The organism is Yersinia massiliensis CCUG 53443, from assembly GCF_000312485.1.
In the GTDB taxonomy this organism is placed as follows: Bacteria; Pseudomonadota; Gammaproteobacteria; order Enterobacterales; family Enterobacteriaceae; genus Yersinia; species Yersinia massiliensis.
Genome location: NZ_HE997651.1, coordinates 81,253 through 94,225, shown reverse-complemented (window position 1 = coordinate 94,225; position 12,973 = coordinate 81,253). Strand labels below are relative to the sequence as shown.

The window sequence follows — 12,973 nt, the reverse complement described above, 5'->3', positions numbered from 1 at the left end:
GATTATGCGTACTGCTACGCATTATGTGTCATAAAACAGACAAATCCTGCATCTCGTCTCTATCGCTCTTGCCCTCCATCCTTTACACTTATTCAGGTATATATTTGATGTTATTGCCGTTGCGTCTTTTTTATGACAAGTCAGGTATCTCGCTGAAACCTGCATAGAAAAAAGGATAAATAATGAGCTGGCCATTCCTTGCCGTATTCTTTTCTGGTTGGTTGTTTGTCGATGCAACTTACCGTGGCCCACGCTGGCAGCGTTGGGTATTCAAACCCGTCACCCTGTTACTGTTGCTCTTACTGGCTTGGCAAGCCCCCGTTCTTGGCCCTGCCGGTTATCTTATCGTACTAGGCTTGCTGGCGACCTTAGTTGCCGATGCCTTATTGCTGCTACCCAGTGAGCGCTTACTTTATGCGCTAGGCGCGTTCTTCCTATCCCATTTACTGTATACCATCAGCTTTGCCAGCCAGATGACCTTTACGTTCTTCTGGCCGTTGCCTTTGGTTTTAATCATCATCGGCGCCTTACTGCTCGCGACTGTCTGGACCAAATTGGATGAGATGCGCTGGCCCGTCGTTGCCTTGGTTGGTATGACGTTATTAATGGTTTGGATGGCAGGTGAGCAATACTTCGCCCGCAGTACAGACATGAGTTTCTCGTTACTGGCAGGGACGTTGTTCTTACTGGTTTCCTATAGCATTTGGTTGTTGAATCGCTATCGTTTTTCTTTCCGTGCATCAGATGCCATTGTCGCAGGTTGCTATTTTGTCGGGCATTTCTTGATTGTCCGGTCGCTGTATTTATAAAGTCCCTCTCGCTATCAGTTTGCATTGTTAGTGAGTGAGTGAGTGAGTCATTAGAAAACGAATAAATAGGTGAGTGCCGTAACACGGTTAAATAGATTGATACGGCACAGGGTTCCAAGGAAGGAACTCATTATTGAGATACAAGTGACATCCCCCCTTAATCATCCCTTCCTGATATCAGACCCCCTATTGAGTGATACTTATCATTCGCGCTATTGACTCTGGAGTTGACTCTAAGGTGTAGAGTGCTCTTACACCGAACAAATCCTGCCAAGGGGGCTACGATGCATTCACATTCTGAACATAACCACTCAGCGGATACGCAGAAAAACTGTGGCTGTGGCCATACTCACGCTAAAAAGCAGGTGGGTTGTAGCAGCTCAGCAGCAACTAATACCAGCACTGACAGCACAAGCTCAGTAAGTGAGCACTCACATAGCAATGGAGGTTGCTGTAGTCAGAGCCATACCGAAGAAGGCGATGACGAAAGCGACATACTGACGGCAGCGACGCCCGCTGGCAGCCAGCGTTTTAGCTGGCAGGTCAAAGGGATGGACTGCCCAAGCTGTGCTAGAAAAATTGAAAATGCCATCAGTAGTCAGGTTGACATTGAAAATGTCAAAGTGCTGTTTGCCACAGAAAAATTAGTGGTTGATGCGCGCATGGATATCCGTCCTCAAGTCCAGCAAGCCGTCAAGCAGGCCGGTTTCAGTTTAGTCGATGCCCAATCACCGGCTGAGAACAAGGCCGCAGCGTCCGAATCGCGCCTACGCGAATATTTGCCAATCGCATTTTTAACCCTCTTGATGCTCATCAGTTGGGGAATCTCTTTTTACAGCGCCGAATGGGCTGAGATAGCCTTCGCTGCCACGACTCTTGTCGGGCTGATTCCTATCGCCAGCAAAGCATGGAAACTCATTCGCTCAGGCACACCTTTTGCCATCGAAACTTTGATGAGCGTTGCGGCTATCGGGGCCTTATTTATTGGTGCAACTGCCGAAGCCGCGATGGTATTGCTGCTGTTTATGATTGGCGAGTTGCTGGAGTCCTACGCGGCAAACCGCGCGCGCCGTGGCGTCAAAGCACTCATGGCACTGGTGCCGGAAGAAGCATTGTTGTTGAAAAACGGTGAGCGAGTCATGGTTCCAGTGGCCAGTTTGCGCCCCGGCGATATCATTGAGATCGCCCCAGGTGGCCGCCTACCCGCAGATGCCGAACTAATCACTTCGTTCGCCAGTTTCGATGAAAGCGCCCTGACCGGGGAGTCAATTCCGGTTGAACGTTTGCAAGGTGAGAAAGTTGCCGCAGGATGTTTATCTGTTGATCGCGCCACTGAGATGCGGGTGATTTCGGAGCCTGGGAATAATGCCATTGACCGTATTCTGCAACTTATTGAATTAGCGGAAGAACGTCGTGCCCCGATTGAGCGTTTCATTGACCGTTTCAGCCGTATTTATACGCCAGCGATTATGTTTCTTGCCGTACTGGTGATACTCATCCCGCCATTAGCCTTCGCTGAACCTTGGGAGAGCTGGATTTACCGTGGGTTAACCTTACTGTTGATTGGTTGTCCCTGTGCACTGGTTATTTCTACGCCAGCGGCCATTACTTCTGCCTTGGCAGCCGCCACGCGGCGCGGTGCTCTGATCAAAGGTGGAGCCGCACTGGAACAACTGGGGCGCATTCAAACCGTGGCCTTCGACAAAACCGGTACGCTGACAGAAGGCAAGCCGAAAGTGACCGATATTCTGCCGGTGGCAGGTGTCAGTGAGACTCGCCTGTTGTCATTGGCAGCAGCGGTCGAAGCCGGTTCCCCACATCCATTAGCCATCGCAATTATGCAACGAGCGCAACAAAACACCCCACTGTTGCCACTGGCTGAAGCGCGCCGCGCTCTGGCAGGCGTGGGGGTTGAAGGCCAGGTCAACGGGCTTCTCGTGCGTGTCAGTGCGCCGAGTAAACTCCCTACAGGGCTATTATCAGGTGAATGGCAGGAGCAACTCGACAAGCTCGAGAGCCAGGGTAAAACAGCCGTCGCGGTGCTGGAAAACGAGGCATTTATTGGCTTACTGGCGCTACGTGACACACTGCGCGCCGATGCTAAACTCGCCATTGATTCGCTCAAAAACTTGGGCATTCAAGGCGTGATGTTAACGGGTGATAACCCACGAGCCGCGGCAGCTATCGCCAACGAACTGGGGATTGATTACCGTGCGGGGCTGTTGCCAGCCGATAAGGTTCAGGCCGTGATGGCACTAAACGAGGCCCAGCCGACGGTGATGGTCGGGGACGGCATCAATGACGCGCCAGCGATGAAAGCCGCCAGTATTGGTATTGCCATGGGCAGTGGCACTGATGTGGCGTTGGAAACCGCTGATGCCGCGCTGACCCATAATCGGCTCACTGGGTTGGCGGACATTATTCTGTTATCCCGCGCCGCTAACACCAATATCCGCCAGAATATTGCTATCGCGTTAGGGTTGAAAGGGGTTTTCTTGGTCACCACACTGCTAGGCTTAACCGGCTTGTGGATGGCGGTATTAGCCGATTCAGGTGCCACAGCTTTAGTCACTGCCAATGCGCTGAGATTACTACGCAAAAAGGATAATTAAGTCTCATCAGCCGAGGGGCAAATCAGGCGACTTTTGCCCCAGACTGCTGACAAACACCGATGACCCGACTTAGAACGGTGAGGACAGGCAGAAGAGTAAAGCGTCCGCGCCAAGGATGGCGCGGCTCGAGCCATCAGGGATGATTTTACGGCGTCTTTACGATCTGCTTGTCCTCGCCGCAATCAACACTTTGTCAGCTATCTCAGGCAACCTTTGCCCCTTTCTTGAGCAGGTAGCGATAGGGTGTCTGCTGAGTATCTTGGGCTAACAACTGATGATCCATAAAGCGACAGAAACCGGGGATATCACGGGTGGTGGCGGGATCATCAGCGATGATCAGCAGCGTTTGGCCGTCTTCCATGTGCCGGACCGTTTTACGGACCATCATCACCGGCTCTGGGCAGCGCAGGCCCAATGCATCGAGTGTTTTATCGGGATGAGCAAAAATATCGGTCATGGCGGTTCTCTTGTCGGTCAGCACGTGGCAGCGTAATACTAAAAGGTAAAGATAAGCTTCCTGACGAAAACGCATCACGCTTTATGCGGCAGTAGGGTCTACGAAACGGCTGTCTTTTTGAAATGACTGTCTTTACGAAGCGACTGCCTTTATTAAACGAGACAGTTTACCCCGTCGATTTTTAGGTGCAAGTAGCGCTAACGTTTGCGTTAAAATTAACCATTGCATTCGTTGCGCAAACGGGTATCATGCCGCCGCGCCGTAAAATTACGGTACATTTTGTTTGGGTTCCCTCACCCCAATAACCAAAAAGGTCACATTTATGTTTTCGTTTACACCCCAACAGCGGATGACCGCTTTGGTATGGCTCTCGCTATTCCATATTGTCATCATTACCTCCAGTAACTATTTGGTGCAATTACCGATCGCTATTTTCGGTTTTCACACGACTTGGGGGGCATTTACCTTTCCATTTATCTTTTTAGCGACCGACCTGACTGTGCGGATTTTTGGTGCGCCCTTGGCACGCCGGATCATTTTGTCTGTCATGGTGCCTGCGTTGCTGATTTCCTACCTGATTTCAGCCCTGTTCTATCAGGGGAGTTGGCAAGGATTCCCAGCGTTAACCACTTTCAACCTGTTCGTGGCCCGTATTGCTGCGGCGAGCTTTATGGCTTATGTGCTCGGTCAGATTCTGGATGTTCAGGTGTTTAACCGGCTGCGCCAGCGCAGTGCTTGGTGGGTTGCGCCAACAGCGGCGATGTTCTTTGGCAATATCAGCGATACCATGGCGTTCTTCTTTATTGCGTTTTATCGCAGTACTGATCCCTTTATGGCCGCCAATTGGGTGGAAATCGCCTTGGTTGATTACAGCTTCAAGCTGCTGATCTGTATGTTGTTCTTCTTGCCAGCTTATGGCGTGATGCTCAATGTGCTGCTGAAATACTTTGCCCGCAAGACTCGCCAACAAGACTTGGCTACGGCTCAATCCGCAGCACGATAAGGTTCCGTTAGGCAGCCACACGTTGTGGTTGCCTTTCTCTGCTCTAGATTGTTCCTAAAACCACCTTCCCCCCATTCCCTTATTGAACAATGGTTGCTTTTAGCCATCGAATAAGGTGCGATATACTCATTAATCAATAATAGCTGATGAGTTATTGTCGTCAGTTATCCATCACATCTAACACGCGCTCAGCATCAATAAGGAACACCCATGCATAGAATCACTCAGTTTCTCGCCGTCGGTCTGCTGGTTGTAGGACTAAGCGCCTGTGATAGTGGCAGCGATAGCAATGTGGGCCAACCAATCAGTTTGATGGATGGCAAAGTCGCGTTGAGTTTACCCACTGATTTATCCGATCAAAGCGGGAAGATGGGCAATCAAGCCAATAATATGTACGTTTACGCCAATAAAACCGGCGATAAAGCAGTGATTGTGATTTTAGGCGATAGCACCAACGAGGCGTTGGATGTGTTGACTGGCCGCTTAGCTGAACAACAGCGTGTGCGCGATGCCAACTTGCAAGTGATCACAAATAAAGCGATTAAAATTGATGGACAACCTTTCCAGCAGTTAGACAGCATTATTACCAGCGGTGGCCAGAAAGCGTATTCTTCAGTGGTGATCGGTAATGTCGGTAACCATTTGATGACATTGCAAATCACCCTGCCTGCTGAAAACCAGCAGCAAGCGCAAACTGAAGCCGAATCTATCATCAGCACCTTGACCCTGAAATAACCCGTCCTCAGCAGAGCGCAACTTCTTGCGCTCTGCCCAACATAAGTCCTACGCCTGCGATAAACTTAATGCTAGTAAAGTAATCGGATGCTCACACCGCTTACTCGTCGACATCTCAATCTGCCATTTACAGGTTTCGCAATCGGTAATGACCAGATCGACACCGCTGTCCTCTATTTGCTGGAATAGCGATGCCCCAATCCCTTGTGCGGTAGCGTAATTCTCTGATTTAAAACCATAAGTGCCTGCGATACCACAACACTGAGAATCCAGCACCACCAGCTCAATATTGGGGATGCGCTGTAACAGCGCCAAGGTATAGGCAGTCCAACCCATTTTCTCCATATGACATGGTGTGTGGTAGGCAATGCGCAGCGGCTTGTTTTCGGCAGAAAAGAGTGGCTTAAGCGGTAGCTCACGGCCCTGATCCAATAAGCGATAAAGGTAACGTGTCGCTAACTCCACCTTATCGCGCACGGGGCTGGTATCGACATCCAGTAAGTGCGGATACTCATCACGCAACGTAAAAGTACAGCTTGAAGAGGTGGCCACGACGGGGATATCTCGTTCAATCACCGCATCTGTTAGTGATGCCAAATTGACCTGCGCCTGTTTCTTCGCTTGCGCGATAAATCCATTGGCGATCAGCGGTACACCACAACACTTTTCCCGCTTTAGCAACTGAACACCAATATTCATCGCATTGAATACACTGACTAAATCTTTGCCCAATTGCGGGTGATTGTAGTTAACGAAGCAGCCGTGGAAGAACGCGACTTGCTCCGCATATTGCTGCTGTTTTTCAGCCTGTTTGTGATACCAACGGCGAAACGTACCGAAGGAATATTTCGGCAGTTCACGGCGGTGATCTATCTTCAGGGCCTTATCCAGTAAGGTTCGTACCGGTTTCAACCCGGTTACGGCATTGATCACGGGCGCGAAAGGCGTCGAGAGCGTGCCCATAATGTCGGTATGGCTGAGGATCGCATCACGCAGTTTGGGCTTATTGCTGCTGTAATTGGCTTTTGCGCGCTGGATGATGTCCCCAATTTTGACATCTGACGGGCAGGCAACCTCACAGCGTTTACAGTTGGTGCAATATTTTAATGCATCATCGTACAGCGCAGGGTCTTTCAGGCGTAAGCGCTCACCATCAGGACCTGCCTGTTTCGGCCCTGGATAGAGTGGGTTAACCTTCGCCACAGGGCAATAGGTGGTGCAAACCGTGCATTTGATGCAACTTTCAAAACTGTTATCCCGAGCCAAATGCTTATCCTGCGATAGATCTTGAGAAAAAGTGTCACTGTCTCCGTGCTGTGGCAACCACGTCATAATGTCACCTCCATGGCGCTGACAATCTGATCTGCGGCGAATAAGGCGCTCGTCAGTGAAACCCCCGCGCCACAGCCTTGCTGCAAGGGATCGTATCCCCCCAGTACCGCGCCGATGACGTATAGGTTCTCCAAGGCAATACCGCCACGTAACGCCCGCAGCCGGTTATCGGTATTGACACCAAACTGCAAATAAGGCTGCGGAGCAAACATATTGCTACGGCTCCAATCCGCGCGATTCGGCAACGATAAGACATCCAGATCCAGTATCGGCTCGTAGACCCGTTCGAAGGTGGCGACCAGCCCATTACTGAAGAAACTCCCACTGGCGAGCACCATCTGAGCCGCACGCAACGGAATGTCTCCGTGATTGCGGGTATACAGCCCAGTGATGCGGTTATCGACCATTTCGGCACGTAAGACGGCATCACCCGGCATCGTCATGCCGCCGAGTTGCTGAAAACGCTGACGCAGTGCTTGGTGTAAGCGAATGCCGAGCAAGGAAGGGGGCAGTGTCGGCAACAGTTGAATCGGTTTGCCTACCGCCGCACGCAGGGCGTCTAACGGCGCAGACTCATCCAGCCCGATACAGGCGGGCAGTAAAATGGTGTCGGCTTCACAAGATAAACGGGAGAGTTCATCAGCTAGCGTTTGCCGGTTCTCCGGTAGGTCCAATACGCGAGCAATATTCACAGCACGGAATTCACTCGGATTATCGCGCAAGCGATCAAGTGCCGGTAAATGCAGGTAGTCAGCCGTGGCCTCGATACCTTGATCTTGCAAAGCACTGGCGACCATCTGCGGCTGAAAATCGAGGAAGCCTTCGATGCCAATCACCGCGACATTTTGCCATGGCAACGGACCTTCCAACGGGGCCACAGGGATATCGATGGGGCTAAGCCAAGTAGGTCGACAACCCCCTAATGGTGTTAGCCGCAAGTGGTTTTTTGCCGCACTCCCCACCAGTTTTAGGCCACAACGCTGAAGTAGCGCTTCAGCTTGCGGGGCCAATTCACTTAATTCGCCCGCCGGTCCGAATTGCCGCATTTTACTGTAGGGATGTTCAGGGGCCATTTCAGCCAGTGCATCCATGGCCGAGAGTGGCTGACCAATAGCCCGTCCATCAGGTAATTTTGCCAATAAATCCAGTGAGCCAGAGGAGAAATGCAACGCATTTTGGCCCGCGCTGACAATGGCACAATATTTACCCTGCTCTGCCAGACGTATCCCGCAGGCCAGACCTGCCAGCCCACCACCGATGATAATGACATCAAATTTCATCGCGTTTCTCCTGAATAGGGGCCACGGAAAGGGTGTCATCCAAACCACACAATCCTTGATAAACCCAATGGGTAAACTCACTCTCCCTTAACGCATCACCCCAAGCTATCGGGCGCACACCTTTCCAGCGCTCATTGAGAAATTGCGTCAGTTGCTCACGGGATTGTTGCGGTGTTGTCACTTTAAAGCGGTTAAGCAAGCCAGCGGCTCGGCAGGCGCAGAGTTCCCCTTGGCAGGTTCCCATACCGACCCGAGTGCGGCGGCGTAAGTCTAATAAGTTGTTCACCGACAGAGAATCAACGGCATAACGTACTTCACCCGCCGTCACCGCTTCGCATTCGCACACTAAGCTGTTATCGAGTCGGTTCCCCGCCAAGAGCTGTGTGGCACGGTCGCCGTGGCGATAAACCGCTGAACCGCGAATACTGGCGGGCAGAGAAATCACTTTGCTGAGGGTTTGTTCCGCCGATTGCTGTGAACCAGGCAGTGGTGTTTGGGCTGTGGTACAAGCAGCGTTCACACCGAGCTTTTCACAGACTTTATCGGTAGCCCACTCTGCCATCAGCCGGTAGGTCATTAACTTGCCACCGGTAATGGTGATAAGCCCTTCCAAGCCGTCACGACTAGCATGATCCAGCAATACGATGCCGCGGCTGACATTACGCCCTGATGGATCATCATCGCTGGCGACCAGCGGCCTAACACCGGCGTAGGCCCGTAAAATACGGGTTTGTGCCAGTTGCGGCGAGAGTTTAGAGCCTTCGCGGATTAAGGTGTCCACTTCTTGCGCCGTGACCACCATATTATCTATTTGGTCATATTCGATGTGCGTAGAGGTAGTGCCGATCAATGAAATGGTGTCGCCGGGGACCAAAATGTCAGCATCCGCCGGTTTACGGCAGCGGTTGATCACCATGTTATTGATGCGATGACCCAGGATCAGCAGCGCACCTTTGGCGGGGAACATGCGAATACGAAGATCGGCATATTCGGCAATGTGTTGCCCCCAGATCCCTGCCGCATTGACCACAATTTGCGCATGAATTTCGTATTGGCGGTTGTTTTTATGATCGAAAACGCGCACGCCGCTCACACGATCGCCTTGGCGTAATAGCCCGATAACCTCGTGATAAGTCAATACATTCGCGCCGTGCTCACGGGCATCCAGCATATTGGCGGCGGTTAAGCGGAAAGGATCCACGGTGCCATCAGGTACACGAACCGCAGCAATGAGCGCAGGGTTGGCGGCGGGTTCCAGACGTAATGCCTGCTTGGGATCGATTGCTTCAGCCTCGATCCCTGCCTCCTGACAGCGAGCTATAAATTGCTGCTGATAGTCCAGTGAATCTTCCGGCAGCGTGATAAACAGGCCGTCGGTTTGCTCGATACAGTGGCGCGCTATACGTTTTAGTATTCGGTTTTCTTCAATACATTCTCGAGCGGACTCCCCATCAGTCACCGCATAGCGAGCGCCACTGTGCAGTAAGCCATGGTTACGACCCGTCGCGCCGGTGGCAATGTCATGCCGCTCTAACAACGTGCACGCCAAGCCACGACGCGCGCAATCTCGAGCAATCCCTGCGCCGGTCGCGCCCCCACCGATGATGATGACATCCGTTTCTGTGTAAGGAGAACTGTTCGTCATGAAAGACCCCACTTTATCAGACAGCCGTCTGGCGGCTCATTATGGCTCTATTGAGCCACAGTCTTTATGGGTATTGTTTGATAAGGAACAAAAACGAACTAAAAACGAAAGTAACATGGTGTTTTAAAACCATGATTGTGATCAAAGTCACAGGTAATTTCTGAATACTGGTTTCAAAATGTTAACCAATCGCTCAAAATTGCCCCCGCTTTCATATAACTGTAACAAATGCGCCATCACTCACAGATAAATCGAGTGAATTTATCTAGTATGCCGTTCGTTATAGAACATAAACGAGAGCACGTTAGCCGTTTAACCTCCGGTTGCAGAGACACCGGGGTAAAAAACTACAAAAAAGCCATCGGAGGCACTCATGTTGAGTATTTTTAAGCCCGCGCCACATGTGGCAAGGCTTCCCGCAGACCAGGTCGACCCCACTTACCGCCGCTTACGCTGGCAAATATTCATGGGCATTTTCTTCGGTTATGCCGCCTATTACCTCGTGCGTAAAAACTTTACCTTGGCGATGCCCTATTTGATCGAACAAGGATTCTCTCGTGGGGATCTGGGTTTCGCTTTATCTGGTATTTCCATCGCTTACGGTTTCTCAAAATTCATCATGGGTTCGGTTTCTGACCGTTCCAACCCACGGGTGTTCCTGTCTGCAGGTTTGATTCTTTCCGCAGCCGTGATGCTGTTCATGGGCTTTGTCCCTTGGGCAACCTCCAGCATCGCCATCATGTTTGTGCTGCTGTTCTTGTGCGGTTGGTTCCAAGGAATGGGTTGGCCGCCATGTGGCCGTACCATGGTTCACTGGTGGTCGAAGAAAGAACGTGGCGGGATAGTGTCTATCTGGAACTGCGCCCATAACGTCGGTGGGGGCTTGCCGCCATTGCTGTTCCTGTTAGGGATGGCATGGTTTAACGACTGGAAAGCGGCACTTTATATGCCTGCTTTCGCGGCTATCTTGGTCGCACTTATCGTATTGGGCCTAATGCGCGATACTCCTCAATCTGTGGGTCTGCCGCCGATTGAAGAGTACAAAAACGACTACCCAGACGATTACACTGACAAAGCAGAAGAAGAACTGACCGCAAAACAGATCTTCATGCAATACGTGTTCCCCAACAAACTGCTGTGGTATATCGCCATTGCGAACGTTTTCGTTTATTTACTGCGTTACGGCATCCTCGACTGGTCACCGACCTACCTGAAAGAAGTGAAGCACTTCGCGCTCGATAAATCATCATGGGCATATTTCCTGTATGAATACGCTGGTATTCCGGGGACGCTGCTGTGCGGTTGGATGTCAGACAAAGTGTTCAAAGGCAACCGTGGCGCAACAGGTGTGTTCTTTATGACACTGGTGACTATCGCGACCATCATTTACTGGCTGAACCCTGTCGGTAATCCGGGTATCGATATGGCGTGTATGATCACCATCGGCTTCCTGATCTATGGCCCAGTCATGCTGATTGGCTTGCACGCCCTTGAATTAGCACCGAAGAAAGCAGCAGGGACGGCAGCTGGCTTTACCGGTCTGTTTGGTTATCTAGGTGGCTCGGTCGCAGCCAGTGCCATCGTGGGTTATACCGTTGACTACTTCGGTTGGGACGGCGGCTTTATGGTCATGATCGGCGGTAGCATCATCGCCGTGTTGTTACTGATCGTCGTGATGCTTAGCGAGAAAAAACACCACGAAGAGATGGCGAGAAAGCAGGACTTGTAATCTTTAGATAAACCCAGCGTCATTGGTGTTGCAGTGCTTGACTGTGGCGGCAATGACAAGGGGTTAAGTTGTACACAGGCTGTGCCGTTATTTATGGATTAGATAGCGACATAGCCTTTTTTACACCCCAGAACCTACACCCAAAAGATTTCAAGATGCCGTTTACACCGTTGCAACTTGAGAAATGGAGGGACAAATGGAGCACTATCAATGCAAACCCAAATCAAAACACTGGTAGCGAGTATCATTCTGGCATCCTCTGTCGCTGGCATGGCGCAAGCTGCAGAGTCAGCAACTGCGGATAAATCTGTACTGACCAAACCTTCTGCAAACAAAGTCGTTATCGCGCATCGCGGTGCCAGTGGCTATTTACCTGAGCACTCGCTGCCCGCCAAAGCCATGGCTTACGCGCAAGGCGCTGATTATTTAGAGCAAGATTTGGTCATGACCAAAGATAATGAGTTAGTGGTTCTGCACGACCATTATCTGGATCGAGTGACGGATGTCGCCGATCGCTTCCCTGATCGCGCACGTCAAGATGGCCGCTATTACGCTATCGACTTTACGCTGCCAGAAATTAAGTCACTGAAATTTACCGAAGGCTTCGATATTGATAAAAACGGTAACAAAGTGCAGAGCTATCCGGGTCGCTTCCCGATGGGCAAATCTGACTTCCGTGTGCATACCTTCCAGGAAGAGATTGAATTTGTTCAAGGGCTGAATCATTCGACCGGTAAGAACATCGGTATTTATCCTGAAATCAAAGCGCCTTGGTTCCATAAACAAGAAGGCAAAGACATCTCCACCAAGGTGTTGGAAGTGCTCAAGCAGTACGGTTACACCAGCAAAGCCGATAAAGTTTATCTGCAATGTTTTGATGCCAATGAACTCAAACGCATTAAGAATGAGCTGGAACCGAAGATGGGTATGGACCTGAAACTGGTTCAACTGGTGGCTTATACCGATTGGAATGAAACCTACGAACAAAAACCTGATGGTAAGTGGGTGAATTACAACTATGACTGGATGTTCAAACCCGGCGCGATGAAACAAGTGGCGCAATATGCTGATGGTATTGGCCCTGACTACCATATGCTGGTGGTCGAAAGCTCCACGCCAAATAACATCAAGCTGACAAATATGGTCAAGGAAGCCCATGCCAGCAACATGATGGTTCATCCGTTCACGATCCGCACGGATAGATTGCCTAAATACGCTACTGATGTTAATCAGCTATTCGATATCATCTACAACCAAGCACAGGTCGATGGGGTGTTTACTGACTTCCCAGATACTGGCGTGCAGTTCCTGCAAAAGCAGGGGCAGCATCAGTAACTTAATGTCCGCAAGCTAACATTAATACGTAAAAAA

The 12,973-nt window shown here is 50.8% G+C and carries 11 protein-coding genes; 7 read left to right on the top strand and 4 right to left on the bottom strand.

The genetic code is table 11. From position 1 onward, the window contains the following. Nucleotides 1-182: 182 nt before the first annotated feature. Both BN68_RS21180 and BN68_RS21175 read left to right on the top strand, forming a co-directional pair. A complete protein-coding gene (locus BN68_RS21180; RefSeq protein ID WP_019213187.1) occupies nt 183-809 on the top strand; it encodes a lysoplasmalogenase in 627 nt (208 codons plus the stop codon). A gap of 284 nt (nt 810-1,093) precedes the next feature. Further along, complete coding sequence (locus BN68_RS21175) at nt 1,094-3,421, top strand: zinc/cadmium/mercury/lead-transporting ATPase (protein ID WP_019213186.1); 2,328 nt, start codon at nt 1,094-1,096, stop codon at nt 3,419-3,421. A gap of 202 nt (nt 3,422-3,623) precedes the next feature. Here BN68_RS21175 and tusA read toward each other — a convergent pair whose 3' ends face one another. Then, nucleotides 3,624-3,878: a sulfurtransferase TusA gene (gene tusA, locus BN68_RS21165; RefSeq protein WP_019213185.1), complete on the bottom strand. Its 255-nt coding sequence runs from the start codon at nt 3,876-3,878 to the stop codon at nt 3,624-3,626. A gap of 322 nt (nt 3,879-4,200) precedes the next feature. On the opposite strand from tusA, the gene BN68_RS21160 reads away from it, so the two are divergent. Continuing rightward, nucleotides 4,201-4,881: a 7-cyano-7-deazaguanine/7-aminomethyl-7-deazaguanine transporter gene (locus BN68_RS21160; RefSeq protein WP_019213184.1), complete on the top strand. Its 681-nt coding sequence runs from the start codon at nt 4,201-4,203 to the stop codon at nt 4,879-4,881. A gap of 210 nt (nt 4,882-5,091) precedes the next feature. Continuing rightward, complete coding sequence (locus BN68_RS21155; RefSeq protein ID WP_019213183.1) at nt 5,092-5,616, top strand: DcrB family lipoprotein; 525 nt, start codon at nt 5,092-5,094, stop codon at nt 5,614-5,616. Between the two features lie 48 nt (nt 5,617-5,664). Here the strand turns inward: BN68_RS21155 and glpC are convergent, their stop codons facing one another. From glpC to glpA, 3 genes are read right to left on the bottom strand one after another with little or no spacing between them, the layout of a single operon-like run. Next, on the bottom strand, nt 5,665-6,948 hold the full coding sequence (gene glpC / locus BN68_RS21150) for an anaerobic glycerol-3-phosphate dehydrogenase subunit GlpC (RefSeq protein ID WP_019213182.1): 1,284 nt from the start codon (nt 6,946-6,948) through the stop codon (nt 5,665-5,667). Then, on the bottom strand, nt 6,945-8,228 hold the full coding sequence (gene glpB / locus BN68_RS21145; RefSeq protein WP_019213181.1) for a glycerol-3-phosphate dehydrogenase subunit GlpB: 1,284 nt from the start codon (nt 8,226-8,228) through the stop codon (nt 6,945-6,947). Before glpB ends, glpC begins: the two co-directional genes overlap by 4 nt. Further along, on the bottom strand, nt 8,218-9,873 hold the full coding sequence (gene glpA / locus BN68_RS21140; RefSeq protein WP_019213180.1) for an anaerobic glycerol-3-phosphate dehydrogenase subunit A: 1,656 nt from the start codon (nt 9,871-9,873) through the stop codon (nt 8,218-8,220). The genes glpB and glpA overlap by 11 nt, the downstream gene beginning before the upstream one ends. Here glpA and BN68_RS24455 point away from each other — a divergent pair. The 3 genes from BN68_RS24455 (at nt 9,872) to glpQ (ending at nt 12,937) form a co-directional block, all read left to right on the top strand. Further along, on the top strand, nt 9,872-10,000 hold the full coding sequence (locus BN68_RS24455) for a hypothetical protein (RefSeq protein ID WP_019213179.1): 129 nt from the start codon (nt 9,872-9,874) through the stop codon (nt 9,998-10,000). The genes glpA and BN68_RS24455 overlap by 2 nt on opposite strands. Nucleotides 10,001-10,246: 246 nt before the next feature. Beyond that, nucleotides 10,247-11,602 carry a glycerol-3-phosphate transporter gene (gene glpT, locus BN68_RS21135; protein ID WP_019213178.1) on the top strand — a complete coding sequence of 452 codons (1,356 nt, stop codon included), beginning with the start codon at nt 10,247-10,249 and terminating at the stop codon, nt 11,600-11,602. Nucleotides 11,603-11,812: 210 nt separating this feature from the next. Then, complete coding sequence (gene glpQ / locus BN68_RS21130; RefSeq protein ID WP_019213177.1) at nt 11,813-12,937, top strand: glycerophosphodiester phosphodiesterase; 1,125 nt, start codon at nt 11,813-11,815, stop codon at nt 12,935-12,937. Nucleotides 12,938-12,973: the final 36 nt, after the last annotated feature.